The following is a 24,922-nucleotide window of genomic DNA, read 5'->3' as shown; positions in this document are numbered from 1 at the left end:
GCATCGGCCCAGACATGGCGGGTGATGGTGCGCACCGCCTTGGTGTTTGATGTGCAGGAGGCGAGCAGCGGACAGGTTTGGCAGATCGCCGGGTCGGATGTGTAGTGGCGATAACCGTTGCGGTCGGTGGTGGCATAGGCGAGCAGTTGGCCTTCGGGGCAGCGATAACCGTCCGTCTCGGGCTCATAGTCGAACTTCGACTTGCGCATCATGCCATCTTTGGGTGGGGTCGGATTGCGATAGCCGGTGACGCCTAGGATCTGGCGGTCCTCCAGCCCCTTGGCGATGCCGGACGTGGCATAGCCGGCATCCAGGCCGACGGCGCCGACCTCGAAGCCGAACCGCTCCCGCTGCCGGTCGAGCCGCTCGAGATAGACGATACTGTCATGCACATTGGCCGGCGTCACATGGGTGTCGGTGATGATCGCAAGCTTGCCGTCGACCGTGCGGTGGTCGAGATAGAAGAAGCCCTTCGGCTTGCCGTCGCGCACCATGTAGCCGCTGTCGGGATCGGTGCGCGACACCTTGATTTCCTTCACCTGCGGCTCACGCTCTTTGTCCTTCAGCGGCTTTTGCCCGTGCAGCGTCCGCTCCGCCTCGATCGCCCGGTCGAGATCGGCCCAATAATCGGCCCGCGACTTTTCGATCATCGCAAGATCGTATTTGCCCTTGTTGGCATTCGCCTTCAGATGCGTTGAATCCGTGTAAAGCACCGTGCCATCGACCAGCTTGTGGGCGATCGCCTGGCTGACGATATGATCAAAGATGTCCTGGGCCACCGACGTGTCGTTGAAGCGCCGGCGGCGGTTCTGCGACAGGGTCGAGGCGTCGAACACGGGATCCGTCAGCTTCAGCCGCAAGAACCAGCGGTAGGCGACGTTGACCTCGATCTCGCGCACCAACTGACGCTCCGAGCGCACGCCGAACAGGTAACCGATGAACAGCGCCTTGAACATCAAGGTCGGATCGAGCGGCGGGCGGCCGTTATCAGCACAGTAAAGACCGGCAACCCGATCATGGATGAAGGAAAAGTCGATTACCGCGTCGATCTTGCGAAGCAGGTGATCCTTCGGAACAAGCTGATCGAGCGTCACCATCTCGAGAGCCGTCTGTTCGGGAGCAGGTTTCTTCAACATGACCCAGTGAATCACAAACCCCTGGACGAGGCCAGGGGTTTGTCAGCAGTCTGAAGGCCGGCGAAACGCCGGCCTTTTTTATGCACGACGCCAGTTAGCGCATCATTCCGGCCCATCGCCTGTGCATTCGCGTGCCAGATCAATTCACCGCGTCGATCGCTCCGTAGTGCCGGAGTTCGCTTTACCCATTGCCGATCAGAATGCCGGCACCGAGAACGAGACCGCCGCCCACGACCACCTGGAAGGCAGCGCGCAAGAATGGCGTTTCCATAAATCTGTTCTGGATGAAGGCAATCGCCCAGAGTTCGAAGATCGCGATGATCACGGCCATCGTCGTTGCGATCCAGAAGTACGGGATGAGATAGGGCAAGGTGTGGCCGAGACCGCCAAGCGCGGTCATGACGCCGCAGGCGATGCCGCGCTTGATCGGCGATCCGCGGCCTGAAATTTTGCCGTCGTCATGTGCCGCTTCTGTGAAGCCCATCGAGATGCCGGCGCCAACCGAGGCGGACATGCCGACAAGAAAGGTCTGCCAGGTGTTCTGGGTCGCAAAGGCGGCTGCGAAGATCGGCGCCAAGGTCGATACCGAGCCATCCATCAAGCCGGCAAGGCCGGGTTGCACATAGGTGAGCACCAGTTGGCGGCGGGCAGCGTGATCTTCCTCCGCCTTGACGTCCGCCGGCGTGTGCTTGTCGACAAGCATGTGAGTAATGTCCTCATGGCCCTGCTCCGCCAAGGCGAGGTCACCGAGCAACTGCCGGGTCTGCGCGTCCGTGACGCGCCGTGCCGCTTCCACATAGAAGCGATAGGCCTGCTGCTCCATCGCTTCGGCTTCACCGCGGATTTTCTCGAGCGACAGGTTACGTCGCAGCCAGTCGGGTTTGCGCTCATAGAAACCCTGAACATGTTCCCGGCGAATGAGCGTGATGCGTTCACCGAACCGCTGGCGATAGATTTCGATCAGGGACTTGCGATGGATGTCCTCGACCTCGGCCATCTCTTCGAAAATTTTAGCGGACGCGGGATAGTTGCTGCGCAGCATGTCGGCGTAGGCGAGATAGATGCGCGCGTCCTCCTCTTCGGCCCCAATGGCGAGTGCGAGTATTTCCTGCTCCGACAAAGAATCGAACGAGCGCTTGGATGACCAAAAAAGCCTGGACAGCATGACAACCTCAATTTTAGAATTATTCTAAAATAGAGGCTGCCGGCGCGTCGGTCAAGTTTTCACAGGCATGGAAACCAGTGAATTGACGCATGGCCGCGGCAAGTAAAACGACGCACAGCTTCGCGTACGTGCACCGCCTTTAGCTGGCATCGGAAATAACGTGCACGCTACAGTCTACATCTACGCCGAAAGTGTATGATTATTGGGCAAAAAACCATAACAAAAGCGGGTTGAAATTTACAACTCATGGGATTGAGATATTATGGAAGGCGGGCATAGTACTATGCGTATTGATTGCATTTATAAGGGAACATAACGGTGCCAGATCCGGTAGATATTATTGTTGGTAAAAATGTACGGACACTGAGGGCCAAACGACGCATATCGCAGCTGGAACTGGGAGAGGCGCTGGGGCTGACTTTTCAACAAATTCAGAAATACGAGAAAGGCACCAACCGCGTATCCGCAAGCAAGCTTCACCAGATCGCGGTTTTTCTGGGCGTTGATATTTCGGAACTGTTCGAGGGCGCCAACCCGTCTGACGGATCAGCGCGGCCAGGGCTGAGCCCCGAAGCCTATGAGCTTGCCCTGCACTATGACAAGCTTCGCTCTGCGGCAGGCAAGGAGGCCGTCAAGACCATCTTGTCGATCATGACCGGTGAAAGCTACATCGAGGCTTTGCGCTGAACCCTGTCGGTCAGTGCAACTCGCACGCGTGAAGCGCGATGAGCAAGTCGTCCTGCGTCCGATGGCCAGCATGGTAGAGATCGATCGCGATGCTCGCGATGGAAAGTCCCTGCTGGCTGCGCAGCTTGATGTTGCGCTCGGCACACCAGGAATAGAGCGCGCCGGCGAGCACATCGACATCATCGGACTGCAAAGACAAAGAAGTGGCTGCTGCCGTCATGGAAGTTGCCCTTGTTTTTGGTTGATCCCCGAAAGGATACTGGCCGCTTTGCTTCTATTTGCAAAGCGGCATTCACTGCCTGCGTTAACGCAAGGCAGACGTGCATTTTTGCTTGTTTCATAATGGAACACCCGGCAAGCGCCGGCGCTATTCTGACGCGACCCGGTACTCCAGCGAGGCCGAGCATGCCGCGATCGCATCCAGCATTTTCTCGAACCGCGGGTGATCGCGCACCGAATCGAGGTCCGAATCATGCTTGAACCATAGGATGTGATAGCAGGACGATTGCGGCAGCAGTTCTTCCAACAGATCGAGTGCGGCGTCGCATTCGTCCAACAAAGCATAGACACACGCGATATTGTATTGAGCAACGATGTCATCCGGATCAATCATCTGCGCGCGCTTGACCCACTCCTTAGCGCGTTCCGCATCGCCCATGTGAGCCAATGCGAGCGCACCGCGATGGGCCGGCCCCGAGTTTTCCGGATGCCGCTCCAAGGCCTCTTCCGCACGCTCGATGCAGACGCGCGCCCAATGCGCTCGCTCCTCCTCGAGACCAAGCGACCGGCATGCGCTCATCAGATGAATGGGCGAGAGATAGTCGTCGGGGCGGATCTCGGCCGCCCTAGTGAAGAAGGTGATTGCCCCCTCGAACTTGCCCTCCATGAAAAGGAAGCGACCATAGTGGAAATTCGCTTCATAGAGATCGGGCTCCAGCGCCAGCGCCTTTTCGAACTCGACAAGAGCCTCCTCGTCTCGCCCGTCCTGGTGCAGCGCCAGTCCGCGCGACGCATGCGCCTCGGCAAGATTCGGATCGAGCGCCAGCGCCTTGGCACTCAGATTGAGTATCCCCTGCAGTGTAAACTCACCCGCATGCCAATCGCGCAGCGCCGACTCGCAATCCGCCATGCCGGCATAGGCACGGGCATATTCCGGATCCAACGCAACGGCCGTTGCAAACATGCGCCGGGCCAGAAGTAGATAGGGCCTTGTCCAGGTGTGAGACAGCTGTCGTCCACGCAGATAATAGGTGTAGGCCTCGACATTGCTTGTCGGCTCGGCTGCGATCGCCTGCCTCTCCTCGGGTAGCAGCTTGATCTTGAGTTGATCGACGATTGCGTGGGTGATCTCGTCCTGGATCGCGAAAATATCGGTGAGGTCGCGATCGAAGCGGTCCGCCCAAAGGTGCCCGCCATTTCTCGCATCGATCAGCTGTCCGGTGATGCGGACGCGCTGGCCGACCTTGCGCACGCTCCCCTCGAGAACGAAGTCGACACCGAGTTCCGACGCCACCTGCTTCACCTGCACGGACTTGCCCTTGTAGGTGAAGGCGGTGTTGCGGGCGACCACGTAGAGGTTCGACACCTTCGAGAGGTCGGTGATGATGTCCTCGGTGATGCCGTCGGAAAAATACTCCTGCTCGGCATCGCCGCTCATGTTGGTGAAGGGCAGCACGGCGACAAGCTGCTTGTGCTTTTTTCGGGCTGCGGTCAAAGCCGCCTTGTTCACTTTCAGTGGCAGCGCCCGCTGCGGCGAAATCATATAGACCCGGACCGGTTCCTTGATGTTCTTGAGGCGGTGTTCCCCGCGATCCTCGAAGGACAGGTCGAGCCGTGAGCCGACATGGTCCTTGACGGTGGCCGAAACGGCAATGCCTCCTGGCTCAGCAAGCGCCTCCAGCCGCGCAGCGACATTGACGCCGTCCCCGAAGATATCGCCCTCCTCGACAATGACGTCGCCGAGATGGATGCCGATCCGAAATTCGATACGTTTGTCTTCGAGCACCGACAGGTTTCGTTGCGCGGCCTCTCGCTGCACCTCATCGGCGCAGGCAACAGCATTCACGATGCTGGAGAATTCCGCCAGCATGCCATCGCCGGTCAGCTTGACGATGCGTCCGCGGTGCTGTGCAATCTTCGGATTGAGCAGCTCCGTGCGGCAGGTTTTCACCGCACTTAGCGTTCCGGATTCATCTATGCCCATCAACCGGCCATAGCCGACGATGTCGATTGCGAGGATGGCTGCGAGACGGCGTTCCAAGTGTCCCTCGACGCTATACAGTTTTCGTCACACTAATTTAGCCTTTTATTATCTTAATGTCCCACCATTCATTCGGTCGACCCGGGATAATAAGGTGTTTCTGACGTTCGAACGTTGAGACAACCCTGCGTAGGCGACCTGACAAAGCAAACAACAAAGGCCCGGCTGCAGCAGCAACCGGGCCTTTGTTACATTTCATATAGGGTCGATCAGCCCTCGAAGAATTCCTTCATGCGCGCGAAGAACCCGGTGGATTCCGGATTGTTCTCCTTCGAGGAGAGCTGCTCGAACTCCTGGAGAAGTTCGCGCTGGCGCTTTGTCAGCTTCTGCGGAGTCTCGATCTGGATCTGGATATAGAGGTCGCCCGTCTGCGGCGAACGCAGCACCGGCATGCCCTTGCCCTTCAGGCGGAACTGCTTGCCGGCCTGCGTGCCTTCGGGCACCGTCACACGCGACTTCGTGCCATCGAGCGTCGCCACGTCAAAGGTGCCGCCGAGTGCCGCCGTCGTCATCGAGATCGGAATGGTGCAGTAGAGGTCGGCGCCGTCACGTTGGTAAAACTCATGCGGCTTCACCGACAGGAAGATGTAAAGATCGCCCGCCGGACCGCCGCGCATGCCGGCTTCGCCCTCGCCCTGCAGGCGGATGCGGGTGCCGTCTTCGATACCGGCCGGAATGTTCACGGACAGCGAACGCTCTTCGGTGACGCGGCCCTGGCCATGGCACTTCGTGCACGGATCGGGAATGATCGTGCCACGACCATGACAGGTCGGGCAGGTCCGTTCGATCGAGAAGAAGCCCTGGGCAGCGCGCACGCGACCCGAGCCCTGGCAAGTGCCGCAGGTCTTCGGCTGCGTGCCGGGTTTCGCACCCGAGCCGGAGCAGACGTCGCAAGTGATCGAAGTCGGCACGCGGATCTGCGCCGTCTTGCTGGAGAAGGACTCCTCCAGCGATATTTCCATGTTGTAGCGAAGATCGGCGCCACGCTCGCGGCCGCCCGAAGAGCGCTGCCGCTGGCGGCCGCCGCCCATCATCTCGCCGAAGATATCCTCGAAAATGTCGGAAAATCCGCCGCCGCCAAAGCCGCCGCCCATGCCGCCGCCGCCCATGCCGCCATGCTCGAAGGCAGCGTGACCATATCGGTCATAGGCCGCACGCTTCTGCGGATCCTTGAGCATTTCGTAGGCTTCGTTGATTTCCTTGAACTTGCGCTCGGCGTCGTGGTCGCCCGGATTCTTGTCCGGATGGTACTTCATGGCGAGTTTGCGGAAGGCGCTTTTCAGCTCTTTTTCGTCCGCCGTCTTGGCGACACCCAGCGTTTCGTAAAAATCGGCTTTTGCCATTAAGGATTAGACCCCGGAAATGGTTTTCCGGCTGCCGTGGTGGGCAGCCGGAACGTCAGTTTCAAGCTAGACCGTCTCGTCTCGCTTAGGCGGACTTCTTGCGGTCGTCGTCCTTGACTTCTTCGTAGTCGGCATCGACGACATTGTCGTCGCCGGCTTCCGCGGATGCGTCTGCTGCCGCATCGCCTTCAGCCTGCTGTGCTTCGTAGATCGCCTGACCGAGCTTCATGGAGACTTCCATGAGGGTCTGGGTCTTTGCCTTGATGTCTTCAGCATCCGGCTCGGTTGCTTCGACGGCAGACTTCAGAGCAGCGATCGCATCGGAGATCGCGGTGCGGTCGGCCTCGGAAACCTTGTCACCATAATCCTTCAGCGACTTTTCCGTGGAGTGGATCAGGCTTTCAGCCTGGTTCTTGGCTTCCACGGCCTCGCGGCGCTTCTTGTCGGCTTCGGCATTGGCTTCGGCGTCCTTGACCATCTTTTCGATGTCGGCGTCGGAGAGACCACCGGAAGCCTGGATACGGATCTGCTGTTCCTTGCCGGTGCCCTTGTCCTTGGCCGAAACCTGCACGATGCCGTTCGCGTCGATGTCGAAGGTGACTTCGATCTGCGGAACGCCACGCGGTGCCGGCGGCAGGCCAACGAGGTCAAACTGGCCGAGCAGCTTGTTGTCGGCAGCCATTTCGCGCTCGCCCTGCGAAACGCGGATGGTGACGGCCTGCTGGTTGTCGTCGGCGGTCGAGAAGGTCTGCGACTTCTTCGTCGGGATCGTCGTGTTACGCTCGATCAGACGGGTGAAGACGCCACCGAGGGTCTCGATGCCGAGGGACAGCGGGGTTACGTCGAGAAGCAGAACGTCCTTGACGTCGCCCTGCAGAACGCCAGCCTGGATGGCTGCGCCGAGTGCCACGACTTCGTCAGGGTTGACGCCCTTGTGTGGCTCCTTGCCGAACAGCTGCTTGACGACTTCCTGGACCTTCGGCATGCGGCTCATGCCACCGACGAGAACGACTTCGTCGATCTCGGCTGGCGTGACGCCGGCATCCTTGAGAGCAGCCTTGCACGGTGCGATCGTGCGCTGGATCAGATCCTCGACCAGGCTTTCGAGCTTGGCGCGGGTCAGCTTCAGCGTCAGGTGCTTCGGGCCGGTTGCATCAGCGGTGATGAACGGCAGGTTGATTTCGGTCTGCTGCGAGGACGACAGTTCGATCTTTGCCTTTTCGGCAGCTTCCTTGAGGCGCTGCAGAGCCAGCTTGTCGCCCTTGAGGTCGATGCCGTTGTCCTTCTTGAACTCGGCAACGAGGTATTCGACGAGACGCATGTCGAAGTCTTCACCGCCGAGGAAGGTATCGCCGTTGGTGGACTTCACTTCGAAGACGCCGTCGCCGATTTCGAGGATCGAGATATCGAAGGTACCGCCACCCAAGTCGTAAACGGCGATGGTCTTGCCGTCCTTCTTGTCGAGACCGTAGGCAAGGGCTGCCGCCGTCGGCTCGTTGATGATGCGCAGAACTTCGAGGCCGGCGATCTTGCCGGCATCCTTGGTTGCCTGGCGTTGTGCGTCGTTGAAGTATGCGGGAACGGTGATGACGGCCTTTTCGACCTTTTCACCGAGATAGGATTCAGCGGTTTCCTTCATCTTCTGAAGGATCATCGCGGAGATCTGGGCAGGCGAATAGCCGGTGCCGCGGGCCTTGACCCATGCGTCGCCGTTGTCGCCCTTGGTGATCTCGAAAGGAACGAGAGCCTTGTCCTTTTCAACCGTCGGATCGTCGTAGCGGCGACCGATGAGGCGCTTCACTGCGAACAGCGTATCCGTGGGGTTGGTGACTGCCTGGCGCTTGGCCGGCTGACCGACGAGGCGTTCGCCATCTTCGGAAAATGCTACGATCGAAGGCGTCGTGCGCGCACCTTCGGCGTTCTCAATGACCTTCGCGTCCTTGCCGTCCATGACAGCGACGCAGGAATTTGTCGTTCCGAGGTCGATACCAATTACTTTTGCCATGTCATTCTCTCCTTGAAGCAAGCTGTCGGAACCCCGAGAAGGCATTTCCCTGACAGCCCCTTACGGGATGGGTCTTTAAGATTAACGCAATCGTGATTGCGGTGATGCCGCGTATATAAGGAGCGGTTTTCGGGACTGCAAGGCGAGAACTAGCCAGAAAACCGGCAAAAAAAGCGCCCAACAGCTAATTTTGGCACGCACAGGACGATGGCGTTTTTCTGGCCAAAACCCGTCGACTATTGTCCCATGATCAAGTCAAGCAAGGTCGTCCGTTTCCGATGGTGCGCCGGCGACGGTTCAGGCTCGCCAATATCACCCGGCGGCAGCGCATCACCGTGGCCATAACCACCGTCATCGGCGATGTCGGCGGGCGGCACGGGACCGCCATTGACCGGGGCGATCGGCTGGCGTCTTGGCCGGTCATTCGCCTGTGGATAGCGCTCGGCGCTTTCACCAAAGACACCGGAGAGAATGCTGCCGATTGTCGTCGGCTCTTCAAGCGGCGGCGCCATACCGGGCTCCGCAGACGCCATCGGCTGGTCGCCGAAGCCGGGATTGGCTGCCGGATCAGCCATGAATTGCCCGTTGCCGAACAGTGGCGCCGGCGACAGTCCCTTGTGCGCGGCGACCATGAATTCCTGCCAGGCCTTGGCCGGCAAGCCGCCGCCCGTCACCTTCTTCATCGGCTTGCCATCGTCGTTGCCAAACCAGACGCCGGTTGTGAGGTTGCTGGTGAAGCCGACGAAGAGCGCGTCGCGCGAATTCTGGGTCGTGCCGGTCTTGCCCGCGGCCTGCCAACCGGAAAGCTTGGCGCTCTTGCCCGTTCCCTGGTTGATGACGCCCATCATCATCGTGTTCATGTTGGCGGCAATCGCTTCCGACAGGACACGGGGCGGGTTGTCGTAGGTATTTTCGTAGAGCACCTTGCTGCCGTCAGCCGTCGTTACGCGTCGGATCACATGCGGCGTCGCCTTGTAGCCGCCATTCATGAAGGCGGCATAGGCGCCGGTGAGCTCGGTCAGCGACACTTCCGACGTACCAAGAGCGATCGAGGCATTGGGCTGCAGTTCCGATTCGATGCCGAGGCGGTGCGCGAGCTTGATCACCTGGTCCGGCCCGTCATACATGACCAACTGGGCCGCGACGGTGTTCAGCGACTTTGCAAGCGCCGTCGCGAGCGTCACTTCGCCATTGTACTTCTTCTCGTAGTTCTCAGGCGTCCAATCGCCGATGCGGATCGGCGCGTCGTTGAACACCGAAAACGGCGTCAGACCTTTTTCCAACGCCGCTGCATAGACAAACGGCTTGAAGGACGAGCCCGGCTGGCGCTTGGCGGTGACGGCGCGGTTGAACTGGCTGTCGGCATAATCCCTGCCGCCGACGAGCGCGCGGATTGCGCCGGTGCCATCGAGTGAAACCAGGGCTGCCTGCGACGTATCGAGCTTGGCGCCATCCTTGCCGAGCACATCGTTCAGGGACTGCTCCGCGCGCTTCTCCAGCGTCTTGTCGATCGTCGTATCGACGACGATGTCTTCCTTGACGTCGCCGATCAGGCCAGGGAGCTGGTCCATGACCATATCCGCGACATAGTGGCCGGCGCCCGACCAGTAGCGCTTCGCCTTGGCTGGCGTCTGCGACATCGCGGTCTTCACCTCGTCGTCGGTGATATAGCCTTGCTCGCGCATCGTCTGCAGGACCACCTGCGCGCGGGCATTGGCGGCCTCGGGATCGCGCGCCGGCGACAGCCGCGACGGCGCCTTGACGAGTCCGGCAAGAAGGGCTGCTTCACCGAGGTTCACGTCGCGTGCGGACTTGTTGAAGTAGCGACGCGAGGCCGCTTCGACGCCATAGGCGTTCGAGCCGAAGAAGACGCGGTTGAGGTACATCGCAAGGATCTGGTCCTTGGTGTATTTCTGCTCCAGCCATAGCGCGAGCAGGACTTCCTGCACCTTACGCTCAAGCGTGCGGTCCGGCGACAGGAAAAGGTTCTTTGCAAGCTGCTGTGTCAGCGTCGAGCCGCCCTGAACCATGTGGCCGGTCGTCAGGTTGGTGACGAGGGCGCGTGCGAGGCCAAGGGGATCCACGCCGAAATGCGAATAGAAGCGGCGGTCTTCAATGGCGACGATCGCTTCCGGGATGTAGGGCGACATGTCTTCGAGCGCGAGCGCTTCGCCGCCCGTCGTGCCGCGATTGGCGATGACGCTGCCATCGACGGCAGTTATCTTGACGTTCGGCGGGCGATCCGGAATGGCCCAGGTGCTGGCGCTCGGCATGCGCGACCCGTAGTAGACGACGAGGCCAGCCACGCCGATCCCGGCCCAGATGCCGAAAACGATGCACCAGTAGAGGATGCGACGAATGAAGCCGAAGAAGCTTCCACCCTCGCGTTCGCGACGACCACGTCTGCGTCTTTCGGGTTGGCGCGCGCGAGACGATTTTGACGGCGATCGCTTGGTCGAACGTCCCCTGACGACACGGTCATCGGCGTCGAGCGAAAAATCGTCATCATCGTCGCGGTCGTCGCGACCGCTGAAGGAAGGTTCGATCCTGTCGCGTGATTTGCCTCTGCCCGCCATCTAGTACCGGTACGCCCCTTCTTCGCTCCTTGCGCGGCGACGCCGCAGAAACCGTGCTTTGCCAAACGGTTCTCCGCCCGGTTGAACTTTAAATGCGGCGATTTAAGGGGTGGTTAAGAAGTGGTTAGACCGGCCCGCCCTTGCCCCAACAATGTCAAATTTGGTTCAGCCCCCGTTCACCGAACCGGCTCTCTAATCCATGTGCAAGGGACTTGCATAACAGAGGTGCAGAGATGCGTATGAGAATGATTGCAGCTGCGATCGCCATGTGTGGATTTGGCGTTACCGCGGCTGAAGCGATGCCGGTCGCGCCGCTGAACGGCGTTGCGGCCAAGAATACGGTACTCGTCGATTACGCCTGCGGGCGCGGCTATCACCTGACCCGGTGGGGCAATTGCCGGCCGAACTGGGACCGACCGCCACCGCCGCGTTACGGCTGGCGCGCCGATCGCCGCTACGGATGGGGCGGCCGGCCGCGCCATGACTGGCGCTATGAGCGATCCTACGGATGGGATCGCCCGCCACCGTGGGTGCGCGGACGCGATTGGCGCTGATTAAGACAGCAAGGCCCGGGCCGCTCAGCCTGGGCTTTGTTATAATTCGTTTACCAAGCCCCGCTTTTTTGGCATGGCTGCCATTCGTTGCGACTGTCACAAATCTGACGTATAGCACGCCGAATTGCGCCTGAGATTAGCGCAGCATGCGCAATATGTAGGCATCCATGACCATCGACATTACCAAAAGCGAAGAATTCAAGCTGCGTGAAGTTTGGGACGTGCACGAGTTTGCACGCCGCTACAGGCTGACAAAAATGGAAGAGAGCCGCCTGAAGATGCTTCACGGCCCGTTCGCGGAATTGCGCGACCTCCTCGCCGGTCGGCAGCGTTCCGTTTCTCTCTGGTAACAGGGAACCATTAGCGAGCTGGTGGATTAATGCCCTAGCGAAACACGCCCTACACGTTTCGCTAAAGGTCGGCCGTCTCCCCCTCAAACGCGCCGATCGCGATCAGGCCCGGTGTCTCTCCCAGAGCGCCGGGCCTTCTCATCTCCCCAATAAAAAGGGCGGCCTCGCGGCCGCTGCGGCCTCGCGGCCGCCCCGATGCGTCACTGCTGGTTGCCGCAGGCCGGATCACCCGGCGGGCAGCGTGGAGGCCCACGACGGCCCTCACCGCCGCGACGCCAGTTCCCATCGTCGTTGCCCTGCGGCGGGCGCTGGAAGTCCGGACGATTGTCATGGGGCCGTCCCTGGAAATCCTGGCGACCGGGGCCGCGGTCGAAATTCGGTTGCTCGGGACGACGGCCCGGTCCGCGGTTTCCATCGGGCCTCCGATCGGGACCGCGATCAAAATCGGGTCGTGGACGGCCGGGGCCGGGGTTTCCGTCGAATTCTGGCGGCCGCACCGGGCGAACGACAGCGGGCGGGCGATCGTAAACAGGATTGCGACGCCAACGATCGCGCTCCCGATAGAAATCGCGACCGCGGTAATAGCGGTCCCAGTAATTTCCGACGCTGAAGACCACGGTCGGGATTCCGAGGGGACGGTAATATTCCGGACCCACATAGACGCGACGGCTCTGGTAGAGCGCCTGCACATAGCGACCTGCGACCCAGCCGCGCCCACCGTAGAACTCCACGTCGCACCAAGGCACATCGGCGAGGCAGCCATGGATTTCCACCGATTCACCGGCCGGAATGACGGTTACAGCGGGATATTGCGTGCTTGGTCCGGCCCGCATGTTGACGTTGGCTGTCGCATATCCCTCTGCCGCCTGGGCAATCGCCGGCGCGAGCAAGAGGGCGGCCGCTGCAGCGGCCTTCATCAAGATGGACTTCACGTTTCAACTCCTCTGACGACGCTGGCGACCGCGCCGCTTGTGTTTTCCGAGAAGGTGCGCAAGCGCCCGGGCACGGCTTCGGCGTTCGTCGCCTCGTGCCGATTTCAGCTCAATCACCTTTTCTTTCAATGATTTGTAGTCCGCGCCGATGAACCTGACTTGAACGCGTGGGCGCTTCAAAATTCAAAAATGCGTCACATCTACTTGAAACGCGCGCTAGGCATTCCGACATGTGGATCAACATATTGCAGCCGATGGAAAGCTGTGCGCGCCAGCAACGTTGCCGCTTCCACCGTCCTGATCGAGGCTCCGCGTTAACCGTTGGTTAACCTTTCCCGATCAGTCTGGCTGCAACATTCGCTTCCTCCTTGACCACGGATGTACTGGCATCGAAGTGAAGCGGATGGCGAAAGGCCGGCTCGTTCCGGCCTTTTTGTTTTTCTGGCGTTCAAAGACGAACGCTTTTCCAGCCTATTTGGCCAACGCTTCCAGGATGCGGATCCAAGAACGGATGCCCTTGTGGTAGGAAGCGAGTTCGTACTTCTCGTTCGGCGAGTGAATGCGATCATCGCTGAGACCGAAGCCGACAAGCAGCGACTCCATGCCGAGCATCTTCTGGAAGTCGCCGACGATCGGGATCGATCCGCCCATGCCGATCACCACGGCCGGTTTCGGCCACTCGTCGGAGAGCGCATTCTTGGCCTTCGTCAGCACCGGCGAATCGTAAGAGAGGTGGATGGCCGGCGAACCGCCATGCGGATGGAAGTCGACCGAGCAGTCCGCCGGGATTTTCGAGCGGACGTAGCTGCGGAAGCTTTCGCGGATGGCGTTCGGATCCTGGGTCCCGACGAGGCGGAAGGAAACCTTGGCCGAAGCCTTGGCTGCGATCACCGTCTTGAAGCCCTCACCGGTGTAGCCACCCCAGATGCCGTTGATCTCGGCGGTCGGACGCGCCCATGTGAGCTCGAGAACCGACCGGTCCTTTTCACCCGACGGGATCGACAGGCCGACCTCGCCCAGGAAGGTTTCCGCCGTTTTGCCGAGCGTTTCCCAGGATGCCTTGATATTGGCAGGCGTTTCCTCGACGCCGTCATAGAAGCCTTCAAGGGTGATGCGGCCGGTCTCATCGTGCAGCCCGGCAAGCGCGGCAGTTAGGATATGGATCGGGTTCGCCGCGGCACCGCCGAACAGGCCGGAATGCAGATCGCGATCGGCGGCCGTCACGACGATTTCCTCGCCGACAAGACCACGAAGGGCTGCTGCGATCGCCGGCGTATCGCGATCCCACATGCCGGTGTCACATACTAGCGCATAGTCCGCCTTCAACTCCGCGGCGTTGGCCTCAAGGAAAGGCTTCAACGACGGCGAACCTGATTCCTCTTCGCCTTCGAAGAGGATGGTGATGCGGCAGGGAAGTGCACCTTTGACTTCCTTGTAGGCACGGCAGGCCTCGACGAAGGTCATCAACTGGCCTTTGTCGTCGGCGGTGCCGCGGCCCGTCAGGATCTTCCGGCCGTTGCCGACATCCTTGATCGACGGTTCGAAGGGATCATTCTCCCAGAGCTCGATCGGATCGACTGGCTGCACGTCGTAGTGGCCGTAGAACAGCACATGCGGCGCGTCGGCGCTTGCGCCGGCGTGATGGGCCACGACCATGGGGTGGCCGGGCGTGTTACGCACGGACGCCTCGAAACCCAGGGTCTCGAGATAGGAAACCAGCCATTCAGCCGCCTTGCGGCACTCGGCCCTGTAGGCCGGGTCGGTGGAAATGGACTTGATGCGCAACAGCTCGAACAGCTTGTCGAGGCTCGATGTCAAATTCTGGTCCGCACGCGACAGCACCGGCATTACGTCAGTCATTTTCGACTCCTTTTGAAATTCGGCGGGACGATAGACCAAAGGCCGGTCGCTTTCGAGACGAAAAAGCAGGCAGGGGGAGCCAATGGCGAGAGATGGGCGCGTCAGACACGCCCGGGGGACGAGAGCACGAATAGCTGGCGGCGGGCGAGAGCTTGTTTTCAGCGCATGCGGAGGAGTTCGACCATAACGGCGGCGGAACAGTGTCGATTACAGCTTCTTGGCATTGTCGAGCAGGCGGCGGATGTACTCGAGCGTCAGTTCGCGCTCGAAGCTCTTGAAGCCCTGAAACAGGGCCAGGTCCGCTTCACGCGCCGCCTCGATGGCGTCGTCTTCCATGCCTTTGGCCTTGTCCGTGAGAAAGATCAGCTGCGCGCGCTTGTCGGACGGATGCGGACGACGATCGATCAACCCGTCGCGCGCCATGCGCGCAAGCGTGTTCGCCATCGTCGCCTGTTCGATGTCGACGCGGGCCAGCAACTGCTTCTGCGTCAGCCCGTCCTCGGCCCAGAGTTCGAGAAGAACGGGGAATTGCCCGGGCGAAAAGCCGAGCCGCGCCGCGCGCTGCTGGAGCGAACGAGCGAAGCCCTTGGCCAGCTGACTGGCAAGGTAAGCTCCCGAGTCCATTCGATTAATTCCCATCTTCTCAATTAGTCGCAGAAAACTCGATGAAACAATGCAACAAATCGCATACGACGCATCACAAATGCTTCATCGCAGGCTATGTTCGAAAGATAGAGCAGCAAAACAAAGCCGCCATAGCCTGGAGGTCTGGCTATGGCGGCTTTAAAATGGGGACAAAGGCCCGGAGAGGGGATAAGGCCTTTGTCCAAGTCCGAAGCGGCGGGGGACAAGCCAGCTATCAGACCCTCGACGCGATCAAACACGATCAAACGCCGGTAGTAATCATTTGTGATCGGGAATGTGGCTTTTCAAGGGAAAGCCGAGGATTGACTATTACAAATTAGTAACACTTTGGTGAGCCAGAAAGTTTTCACCCTCGGAACTTTATATGGACCTTCCAAGGTCGCCGCGCTATCCATGACGCCATGAAAAAAGGCGATCATCTCTTCCTAATCGACGGCTCCGGTTTTATCTTTCGAGCCTTTCACGCACTTCCCCCTTTGACGCGCAAATCCGACGGTTTGCCGGTGGGCGCCGTGTCGGGTTTCTGCAACATGCTGTGGAAACTCCTGACCGATGCGCGCGACACATCGGTTGGCGCGACCCCGACGCATCTGGCCGTCATCTTCGACTATTCGGCAAAGACATTCCGCAAGGATCTCTACGACGCCTACAAGGCGAACCGCTCGACACCGCCCGACGAACTCATCCCTCAGTTCGGTCTCATCCGTCACGCCACACGGGCCTTCAACCTGCCGTGCATCGAGACGGAGGGTTTCGAGGCCGACGACATCATTGCAACCTATGCTCGCCAGGCCGAGGCGCTCGGCGCCGACGTGACGATCGTGTCTTCGGACAAGGATCTGATGCAGCTGGTGACGACCAACGTCCACATGTACGACAGCATGAAGGACAAGCAGATCGCCGTTCCTGATGTCATCGAGAAGTGGGGCGTTCCACCCGAGAAGATGATCGACCTCCAGGCGATGACCGGCGACTCGGTCGACAACGTGCCTGGCATCCCCGGCATCGGCCCGAAGACGGCGGCGCAACTGCTTGCCGACTACGGCGATCTCGACACGCTTCTCGAACGCGCGACCGAGATCAAGCAGGAGAAGCGCCGGCAGACGATCATCGAGAATGCCGACAAGGCCCGCCTGTCGCGCGAGCTCGTGCGGCTGCGCACCGATGTTCCGCTTGAACTCAAGGTCGAAGACCTGATCCTTGAGCCTCAGAACGGACCGAAGCTGATCGGCTTCTTGAAGGCAATGCAGTTTACCTCGCTGACGCGGCGCGTGGCCGAGGCTTGCGATTGCGATGCCAGCGCGATCGAAGCCGTGGATGTTCCGGTCCAGTGGGGTGCGGCAGCGCGCGGGCCGGATCTCGACGCCGCAGAGCCCGAGCCGGTTGCCGGCGGTATTCCCGACGTTGCAGGCGAGGCCGTGCCCGTTCCGGCAAAGGCGAACGGCGCGAATGGTCGCGAGGGTACCTTCCGGCCGGGCGATCTTGCCAAGGCGCGCGCCGAGGCCTTTGCCTCCCTGCCCTTCGACCACTCGCGCTATGTCACCATTCGCGACATCGCGACGCTCGACAAATGGATTGCCGATGCGCGCGAAACCGGACTGGTTGGCTTCGACACCGAGACCACGTCGCTCGATGCGATGCAGGCGGAGCTCGTCGGCTTCTCGATGGCGATTGCCGACAACGACAGGAACGCCACCGGCACCAGCATTCGCGCCGCCTACGTCCCGATCGCCCACAAGACGGGCGTCGGCGATCTGCTCGGCGGCGGGCTTGCGGACAATCAGATCCCGATGCGAGATGCCCTGCCCCGGCTGAAGGCACTGCTGGAAGACGAGTCGATCCTGAAGGTCGCCCAGAACCTCAAATACGACTACCTGCTGATGAAGCGCTACGGGGTCGAAACCAAGAACTTCGACGATACGATGCTGATCTCCTACGTGCTCGACGCAGGCACCGGCGCGCACGGCATGGACCCGTTGTCGGAGAAGTTCCTCGGCCACACGCCGATCGCCTACAAGGACGTGGCCGGCAGCGGTAAGTCGAACGTTACATTCGACCTCGTCGATATCGATCGCGCGACGCACTACGCCGCCGAGGATGCGGAGATCACGCTCAGGCTCTGGCTGGTGCTGAAACCGCGCCTTGCCGCCGAGAAGCTGACCACGGTTTACGAACGCCTCGAGCGGCCCTTGCTTCCGGTCCTGGCACACATGGAAGAACGCGGCATCACCGTCGACAGGCAGATCCTCTCGCGCCTGTCCGGCGATCTCGCACAAGGCGCCGCGGCACTCGAGGACGAAATTTTCAAGCTTGCAGGCGGTCGCTTTACCATCGGCTCGCCGAAGCAGCTGGGCGACATCCTGTTCGGCAAGATGGGACTTGCCGGCGGTACGAAGACGAAGACCGGCCAATGGTCGACCTCGGCAAGCGTTCTCGAAGACCTCGCCGCCGCGGGCTTCGAACTGCCGCGCAAGATCGTCGACTGGCGCCAGCTGACCAAGCTCAAGTCCACCTACACGGATGCGCTGCCGGGATACGTGCACCCCCAGACGAAGCGGGTTCACACCTCGTATTCGCTGGCCTCGACGACGACAGGTCGCCTGTCCTCCTCGGAACCAAACCTGCAAAACATTCCGGTTCGGACGGCGGAAGGCCGCAAGATCCGTACGGCCTTCATCTCGTCGCCGGGCCATAAGCTGATTTCGGCCGACTACAGCCAGATCGAGCTGCGCGTGCTCGCCCACGTCGCCGAGATTCCGCAGCTGACGCAGGCCTTCGCCGACGGCGTCGACATTCATGCGATGACCGCATCGGAGATGTTCGGCGTGCCTGTCGAGGGCATGCCGTCAGAAGTGCGACGTCGCGCCAAGGCCATCAACTTCGGCATCATCTACGGTATCTCAGCCTTCGGCCTTGCCAATCAGCTCTCGATCGAGCGCTCGGAAGCGGGCGACTACATCAAGAAGTATTTCGAGCGCTTCCCCGGCATCCGCGACTACATGGACAGCCGCAAGCAGATGGCGCGTGACAAGGGTTACGTCGAAACGATCTTCGGGCGGCGAATCAACTACCCGGAGATTCGCTCGTCCAACCCGTCGGTTCGCGCCTTCAACGAGCGCGCCGCGATCAACGCGCCGATCCAGGGATCAGCCGCCGATATCATTCGCCGGGCCATGATCAAGATGGAGCCGGCGCTGGCCGAAGCAGGGCTTGGCGACCGCGTGCGCATGCTCCTACAGGTGCACGACGAACTGATCTTCGAAGTCGAGGACGCAGACGTCGAAAAGGCGACGCCGATCATCGTTTCGGTGATGGAGAACGCCACCATGCCGGCGCTCGAAATGCGGGTGCCGCTGAGAGTCGACGCGCGTTCGGCCACCAACTGGGACGAAGCGCACTGAGCGCTTCGTCGAAAATTCATTAAAATTTTCATTGCCTTCCAAGCCATTGATATAAAATGATTTTCCTTTTGTTTCTCGCCGAATGACCGCGCGGATGGAAGGAACTTATTAACCTTCATTTCCTAATTCGAAAGCCGATATTAGTTGCTAATCATGAGTGAGTAGCGGTCGTATGCGCTTTCCGAGAACCAATCTGACAGGGGCCGAGGAGATTTCCGCGGAAGTCGAAGGTGAACAGCTGCAGGAACACGCAGGCGAGAAGCCTACGGCACCAATTTGGCAGAGCAATTTTTCACTGGCTCCGAATGTGCGGTTCACCCGCACGCCCGAGAATCTGATCAATCCGAAGCGCGTACCGGCGCCGCCCTTTCGCACGCCGCCGCTTGCGCTGCAGGAACGCGTTGCGGCGGAAATCGGCGCGAGCGTGGAACAGCAGGCACCTGTTGTCGCGAACGCTCCGGTCGAGGTCTACGAAACGGAGATCGCGCCGGCGATCGAGGTGCAGCCGACTGCCACCGCATTGCCGTTGATGTCGGTCGAGCCCGAGACTCACACCGTTGTCCGCGCAGCCACGGAACTGGCTGCCATCTCGGACTTCGCATTCTGGGAGGTCATGGCCTTCGAGGAAGCGGCAGCCGAACCGATCCTGTTGCCGCCGGTCTCCATGCCGAAGGCAGAGGTCAGCCCCGAATCGATCATCAGCCGGTTCCGCGTCATGGAGTGGCGGCCTGGTCGGCAACAGCCCGCAATGGCCGTAGCTTCGGTGCCTCAGCCGGTCGCCCCAGCCGCTGTCGCGCCTTCTCCCGGTTTGACGCGTGGCCGCGCCGCGCAAAACCCGGTCGCGACCGAACACAGCCGCGTGGAAGAAGCGGCGCAAGTCGAGCCGAAAGTGCAGCCTATCGCTCCGCTGCCAGTTCGCGCTTTGGCGCCGCAGCCGCTCGCACCGGCACCGCGTTTTGCCGCACCGAAGGTCGTCGCCTCGAGGGTCGATGCCTCAGGCTACGAATTCCCGTCGCATTCGCTGCTGCAGGAGCCGCCTGAACGTGTCGGCGAGATCATGTCGCAGGAGACGCTGGAGCAGAATGCCGGCCTTCTGGAAAGTGTTCTCGAGGATTTCGGCATCAAGGGCGAGATCATCCATGTCCGCCCCGGCCCTGTTGTCACGCTTTACGAGTTCGAGCCGGCACCGGGCGTCAAGTCTTCCCGCGTCATCGGCCTCGCCGACGATATTGCCCGCTCGATGTCGGCCCTGTCGGCGCGTGTCGCGGTGGTTCCCGGCCGCAACGTCATCGGTATCGAATTGCCGAACGCGCTGCGCGAGACCGTCTACTTCCGTGAGATGATCGAAAGCCAGGATTTCGAGAAGAGCGGCTTCAAGCTGGCGCTCGGCCTCGGCAAGACGATCGGCGGCGAACCCGTCATCGCCGAGCTCGCAAAGATGCCCCACCTGCTCGTTGCCGGCACCACCGGTTCGGGTAAGTCGGTCGCCATCAACACCATGATCCTGTCGCTGCTTTACCGGATGTCGCCCGAGCAGTGCCGCCTGATCATGGTCGATCCGAAGATGCTGGAACTCTCCGTCTATGACGGCATCCCGCACCTTTTGACGCCCGTCGTCACCGACCCCAAGAAGGCCGTCATGGCGCTGAAGTGGGCGGTGCGCGAGATGGAGGATCGGTATCGCAAGATGTCACGCCTCGGCGTGCGCAACATCGACGGCTACAACAGCCGCGTGGCGCAGGCGCGCGACAAGGGCGAGACCATCCATGTCATGGTCCAGACCGGCTTCGACAGAAGCACGGGCGCTCCGATCGAAGAGAGCCAGGAGATGGACCTGACGCCGATGCCCTATATCGTCGTCATCGTTGACGAAATGGCCGACCTGATGATGGTCGCCGGCAAGGAAATCGAAGGGGCGATCCAGCGCCTGGCGCAGATGGCGCGTGCTGCCGGTATCCACCTGATCATGGCGACGCAGCGCCCGTCGGTCGACGTCATCACCGGCACGATCAAGGCGAACTTCCCGACCCGTATCTCCTTCCAGGTGACGTCGAAGATCGACAGCCGCACTATTCTTGGCGAACAGGGCGCGGAACAACTGCTCGGCCAGGGCGATATGCTGCACATGCAGGGCGGCGGGCGGATTTCGCGCGTGCACGGACCGTTCGTTTCCGATGCCGAAGTCGAGAAGGTCGTCGCGCATCTGAAGACGCAGGGTCGGCCGGAATATCTCGACACCGTCACCGCTGACGAGGAAGAAGAGGACGGGGAAGAAGAGGACAGCGCAGTCTTCGACAAGAGCGCCATGGGCTCCGAAGACGGCGACGAGCTTTACCAGCAGGCGGTCAAGGTCGTGATGCGCGACAAGAAGTGCTCGACCTCCTACATCCAGCGCCGGCTCGGCATCGGCTACAACCGTGCGGCTTCGCTCGTCGAGCGCATGGAGAAGGAAGGTCTCGTCGGCCCGGCAAATCATGTCGGCAAGCGCGAGATCGTCGCTGGACGCGGCGAAGGCGAATAACGCAGTGGCAGCGGCATCCCACAAGGGGTGCCGCTGCCAGCAGTAATGTCCGCGCCGGAGAATGCTCCGGTACGGCTTGGCCTGCCTGGGAATGGGCAGGCAGCGGTTGTGGTCTATGTGGATTGTCAGGCGGTACCGCCTGCCCGATTGCATCGAGGTCCCCGCGCTTCCAGGCCGACAGGAGCGTCTCTCGGCATTTCCGTTGCGGTTGATCGCCGGTCCTGACGCCTGCGATCCTCCTCCTGCAAACATCATCGAACGCCGGACTTTTCAACCCGTTTTGTCAGATCCGGTTCGCGACCCGGCTCCCTGTCCAATGAAGTCATCAGTGTGCGCCAGATCGTTGGCGCGGGGATCGACGGGGAAGATCAGTTCGTCCAAATCACTGAAAGTTCATTCGATTTTTTCCACGCACAACAAGATTGCGCCGTGACATCAGTCCACTTCGCCAGCCGCGAGACGTAAGGTCTCGCGTACGAAGTCGGTCTTGCCGCCTGTGTAATAGGCCCGATCGTCGTTCGCCTGGCTCATCAGGCGAAGCTTCAGTGCCGCGTATGCTTTCGCCCGCTGGGGATGGGCCCGCAAGTAATCGCGGAAAACGGTGCGATCGCGGAGCACACGGTTATCGGATGAACAGAGATAGAGCCGCGCGCCATAGGAGCCCTTGCCGCAGGTGAAGGTCCAGCTCTGGTCGTTGTATTTGTCACCGTGAAACGCGTAGGCGGAGAGGCCTTTTACCCGCTCGATCGCGGTCAGCAACCCATCCTCGTTGCCGAAAGCAGCGTGCAGATCGATCTTGGGCTTCGCGGCAAGGCCCGGAACCGATGTGCTGCCGACATGATGAAACACCGGTGCCAAGTCGGATAGCACCGGCTGCAGCTCTGCTTTGACCTCGTTGAAAAGCCGTGGCCACTCGGGATCGTAAGGAACGACAACGATTGCCATCGTACCTCCCGATCCTAAGCCACTTCGGTGAGGAAGCCGTTCAGCGCATCCACGATCCTGCGCTCGCCGTCTTCAAGCGAGCCGCTGTTATCGACGTCGGTCACGTCGTAGTCGCCACGCACCGTCAGCGGGCCGCGGGCGAGCCGCGCCATGATGTCTTCATGCGTCTCGCGACCGCGCGCCTCGAGTCGGCTTGCCAGAACCTCGGCAGTCGCCGTCACATTGATGACCTTGAGCCGCGGGAAAACAGCCTTGAAATGGTGAAGCGCGGAGCGCGAGCCATTGGCGATGACCAGATTTCCCTGCGCGAGCGACACCGACACTTCGGCTGGAATGCCATATTTCAAGCCGTGCGCTTCCCACCAGACCGCGAAGCTCCCGGCCTGCTCCATCGACGCAAAGCCCTGGTCGGACACGGCGAGATGCTGCTCGCCGCCGGCATGGGTGTGGCGAGTAATGACGCGTCGGACGAAATGCACCTCAGGACGACCCCGAAAGTGCTTGGCGGCGAGCGCCATCAGCGTGTCCTTGCCGGCGCCACTCGGGCCAACGACGACGACCATGATGCCGTGCTCTGTGCCGGGAACGATGTGAGGTTCGTGCGACGGGTTCATGCGACACGGCGCCCTTCACGCCAAACAGCACGGGTGACCGGCACGCCGTGATCACGGAAAACGCGGACGAGATCGGCGCGCAGGCCAGTGGCGATGCGACCGCGATCGTTGAGGCTAACGGTGCGAGCCGGCGTCGCGGTGACCATGGCGATCGCCTTCGGTAGCGAAATGCTCTCCACCTCGTCGGCAATCAGGAAGGGTGCGTAGAGCAGGCTGAGCGGGACGTAGTCAGAGGACAGAACGTCGAGCACGCCGCATTCGGCGAGATCGCGGGCGGCGATATTGCCGGAATGCGACTTGCCACGAACGATGTTCGGGGCGCCCATCAGAACGCTCATGCCATGCTCGTGCGACGCCTTGGCGGCGTCGAAGCTGGTCGGGAATTCGGCAAGGCGAACGCCATTTTCGATAGCCTCGTCGACATGGGCGAGCGTCGCGTCGTCGTGGCTGGCGACGGTGATGCCGCGCTCGGCGCAGACCTTGGAAATGGCCGTGCGGTGCGGCGTGGAATTGCGGTCAGATTCGGACACGCGACGATCGACGAACTTGGCGAACTCCGCATCGGAGAGACCGCGCTTCTTCTGGTAGTAGAAGATGTACTGGTCCATCGTCTGGAACTGCCGCTGTCCGGGCGCGTGGTCCATCAGCGAGACAAGACGGACATAGGGATCGTTCTCGAAATCGGCGAAGTGCTGCAGCACGTTGTCGGCAGAGACCTCGCAGCGCAGGTGAAGCAGGTGCTCTGCACGCAGGCGGCCCTCCTGCTCGGCCTTCTGGATCGCATCGGCCATCTCGCGCATCTCGCCGTGCTCGAAGCCGCCGTCCTCGTCGGCGCCCATGCGCAGGCAGTCGAAAACCGTGGTGATGCCTGAGGTGACGATCTGTGCGTCGTGCGCCTGGATCGCCGCCGTCTTGTGCCAGCGCAGGCCGGGACGCGGCGAATAGTGACCTTCCAGATGGTCGGTGTGCAGTTCGACGAGACCCGGGATCAGATAATCGCCTTCGAAATCCTCACCCACGCGGGAACTGCCCGTCGAGATATCGGCGATCTTGCCATCGCGGACGAGGACCGATCCTTCAACGATCTCATTCTCGAGAACGATGCGGGCATTTGAGAAGACTGTTTCTTTGGTCATCGAATATGGTCTTTCAATTTTTAGCGCCGGCGAGCGGCCACCAGGAATGGGCTTTGAACGGCGCGCCCCGCGCCTCCTCGACGAAAACGGCAAGGCCACTAATGGGGAGCGGGCGGCCGATAAAGGCGGCGAAACGCTCCGCCAGAATGGCCTTCATCACGCCTGCACGCTCCTGCGGCACCTGGCCGGTCAGCGTCATGTGGAACCCGAAATCATCCATCACATAGGGATAGCCCCAGCGCAACAGATTGGCCCTCTGGCTTTCGCTCAGTTTCTCCGGGTTGCGGCGCGCTATATCCGCATCCGACAACGCGGCGCGAAACGGTTCGAAGGATTTTACCACCGTCGCGGCGAAATCCTGAAGCGGCGGATGCAGAAAAGCGGGCACCAGCGCAAAGAATTTACCCAACTGCCCAAGCACCAGCTCGGGAATCTCAAAGGCGGACGTGCGGGCGGCGAAATCCTCGACCACCTGGATCAGGTCCTTTTCGGTGACGGAGGCGGCCAGATGGAACGGTGCCTTGATCGTCGCGTGGAAAGCGTAGCGGCGAGGATCGGCTGTCAGTTCGAACTGCTCGGCGGCTGGCAGGTCCGGACAATCGGGAGCCGGATAAATTTCACCGGTGAAGGCATCGCGGCCGAGCCAGAGCGCGGCCGTGCCGTTCAAGGGGTCATCCTTCGGCGGCGTGAAATAGAGTGCGTAGCGCAAGGCTCTTATCCTGGGAATCGTTCGGAGTGCGGTCGCAGTCTTCAGTGATTTGACCACGACCGCAAGCTGGCTTCCGGCTAAAA

The 24,922-nt window shown here is 60.9% G+C and carries 19 protein-coding genes; 5 read left to right on the top strand and 14 right to left on the bottom strand.

Annotated features, from left to right (window positions below):
- Window positions 1-1,136 (bottom strand): IS1182 family transposase (locus tag AS026_RS36155; RefSeq protein WP_062368615.1); only part of this gene is annotated, 1,136 nt, incomplete at its 3' end.
- 181 nt (window positions 1,137-1,317) lie between these two features.
- A complete protein-coding gene (gene mbfA, locus AS026_RS36150) occupies window positions 1,318-2,301 on the bottom strand; it encodes an iron exporter MbfA (RefSeq protein ID WP_062375806.1) in 984 nt (327 codons plus the stop codon).
- A 318-nt stretch (window positions 2,302-2,619) separates the two neighbouring features.
- On the opposite strand from mbfA, the gene AS026_RS36145 reads away from it, so the two are divergent.
- Window positions 2,620-2,988, top strand: a complete 369-nt coding sequence (locus AS026_RS36145) for a helix-turn-helix domain-containing protein (RefSeq protein WP_018855240.1) — start codon at window positions 2,620-2,622, stop codon at window positions 2,986-2,988.
- A gap of 10 nt (window positions 2,989-2,998) precedes the next feature.
- Here the strand turns inward: AS026_RS36145 and AS026_RS36140 are convergent, their stop codons facing one another.
- From AS026_RS36140 to AS026_RS36120, 5 genes are all read right to left on the bottom strand, one after another.
- Window positions 2,999-3,208, bottom strand: coding sequence for a hypothetical protein (locus AS026_RS36140; RefSeq protein WP_025658607.1), 210 nt, complete (start codon window positions 3,206-3,208; stop codon window positions 2,999-3,001).
- A 147-nt stretch (window positions 3,209-3,355) separates the two neighbouring features.
- Window positions 3,356-5,248 (bottom strand): TPR end-of-group domain-containing protein, encoded by a 1,893-nt coding sequence (locus tag AS026_RS36135; RefSeq protein WP_018855242.1) that lies wholly within the window; start codon window positions 5,246-5,248, stop codon window positions 3,356-3,358.
- 209 nt (window positions 5,249-5,457) lie between these two features.
- Complete coding sequence (gene dnaJ, locus AS026_RS36130) at window positions 5,458-6,591, bottom strand: molecular chaperone DnaJ (protein ID WP_018855243.1); 1,134 nt, start codon at window positions 6,589-6,591, stop codon at window positions 5,458-5,460.
- An 85-nt stretch (window positions 6,592-6,676) separates the two neighbouring features.
- A complete protein-coding gene (dnaK, locus tag AS026_RS36125) occupies window positions 6,677-8,596 on the bottom strand; it encodes a molecular chaperone DnaK (RefSeq protein WP_062375801.1) in 1,920 nt (639 codons plus the stop codon).
- A 236-nt stretch (window positions 8,597-8,832) separates the two neighbouring features.
- The gene (locus tag AS026_RS36120) at window positions 8,833-11,172 is read right to left on the bottom strand and encodes a transglycosylase domain-containing protein (protein WP_025658606.1); all 2,340 of its coding nucleotides are present in this window, start codon (window positions 11,170-11,172) and stop codon (window positions 8,833-8,835) included.
- Between the two features lie 233 nt (window positions 11,173-11,405).
- Here AS026_RS36120 and AS026_RS36115 point away from each other — a divergent pair, with 233 nt between their 5' ends.
- Entirely contained in the window at window positions 11,406-11,726 is a 321-nt protein-coding gene (locus AS026_RS36115) for a GCG_CRPN prefix-to-repeats domain-containing protein (RefSeq protein WP_062375797.1), read from the top strand.
- Window positions 11,727-11,893: 167 nt separating this feature from the next.
- Window positions 11,894-12,076, top strand: coding sequence for a hypothetical protein (locus AS026_RS36110; protein ID WP_018855247.1), 183 nt, complete (start codon window positions 11,894-11,896; stop codon window positions 12,074-12,076).
- 200 nt (window positions 12,077-12,276) lie between these two features.
- Here AS026_RS36110 and AS026_RS36105 read toward each other — a convergent pair whose 3' ends face one another.
- The 3 genes from AS026_RS36105 to AS026_RS36095 form a co-directional block, all read right to left on the bottom strand.
- The gene (locus tag AS026_RS36105; RefSeq protein ID WP_025658604.1) at window positions 12,277-13,008 is read right to left on the bottom strand and encodes an SH3 domain-containing protein; all 732 of its coding nucleotides are present in this window, start codon (window positions 13,006-13,008) and stop codon (window positions 12,277-12,279) included.
- Window positions 13,009-13,479: 471 nt separating this feature from the next.
- A complete protein-coding gene (locus AS026_RS36100) occupies window positions 13,480-14,868 on the bottom strand; it encodes a M20/M25/M40 family metallo-hydrolase (protein ID WP_025658603.1) in 1,389 nt (462 codons plus the stop codon).
- A 207-nt stretch (window positions 14,869-15,075) separates the two neighbouring features.
- On the bottom strand, window positions 15,076-15,492 hold the full coding sequence (locus tag AS026_RS36095) for a MarR family winged helix-turn-helix transcriptional regulator (RefSeq protein WP_016552356.1): 417 nt from the start codon (window positions 15,490-15,492) through the stop codon (window positions 15,076-15,078).
- 422 nt (window positions 15,493-15,914) lie between these two features.
- On the opposite strand from AS026_RS36095, the gene polA reads away from it, so the two are divergent.
- Window positions 15,915-18,914 (top strand): DNA polymerase I, encoded by a 3,000-nt coding sequence (polA, locus tag AS026_RS36085; protein ID WP_025658602.1) that lies wholly within the window; start codon window positions 15,915-15,917, stop codon window positions 18,912-18,914.
- A gap of 172 nt (window positions 18,915-19,086) precedes the next feature.
- On the top strand, window positions 19,087-21,435 hold the full coding sequence (locus AS026_RS36080) for a DNA translocase FtsK (protein ID WP_062375789.1): 2,349 nt from the start codon (window positions 19,087-19,089) through the stop codon (window positions 21,433-21,435).
- Window positions 21,436-21,870: 435 nt separating this feature from the next.
- Here the strand turns inward: AS026_RS36080 and AS026_RS36075 are convergent, their stop codons facing one another.
- Genes AS026_RS36075 through AS026_RS36060 form a run of 4 tightly spaced genes read right to left on the bottom strand, consistent with a single transcriptional unit; the run spans window position 21,871 to window position 24,839 of the window.
- The gene (locus AS026_RS36075) at window positions 21,871-22,380 is read right to left on the bottom strand and encodes a GrpB family protein (protein ID WP_062375784.1); all 510 of its coding nucleotides are present in this window, start codon (window positions 22,378-22,380) and stop codon (window positions 21,871-21,873) included.
- A 14-nt stretch (window positions 22,381-22,394) separates the two neighbouring features.
- Window positions 22,395-22,994 (bottom strand): phosphonate metabolism protein/1,5-bisphosphokinase (PRPP-forming) PhnN, encoded by a 600-nt coding sequence (gene phnN, locus AS026_RS36070; RefSeq protein ID WP_025658599.1) that lies wholly within the window; start codon window positions 22,992-22,994, stop codon window positions 22,395-22,397.
- Window positions 22,991-24,130, bottom strand: coding sequence for an alpha-D-ribose 1-methylphosphonate 5-triphosphate diphosphatase (locus tag AS026_RS36065; RefSeq protein ID WP_025658598.1), 1,140 nt, complete (start codon window positions 24,128-24,130; stop codon window positions 22,991-22,993). The genes phnN and AS026_RS36065 overlap by 4 nt, the downstream gene beginning before the upstream one ends.
- 13 nt (window positions 24,131-24,143) lie before the next feature.
- A complete protein-coding gene (locus AS026_RS36060; protein WP_062375781.1) occupies window positions 24,144-24,839 on the bottom strand; it encodes a DUF1045 domain-containing protein in 696 nt (231 codons plus the stop codon).
- Window positions 24,840-24,922: the final 83 nt, after the last annotated feature.

Source organism: Rhizobium altiplani (assembly GCF_001542405.1).
GTDB lineage: Bacteria > Pseudomonadota > Alphaproteobacteria > Rhizobiales > Rhizobiaceae > Rhizobium > Rhizobium altiplani.
Note: the sequence above shows the minus strand (reverse complement) of the source record. Positions and strands in the feature narration are given on the sequence as shown.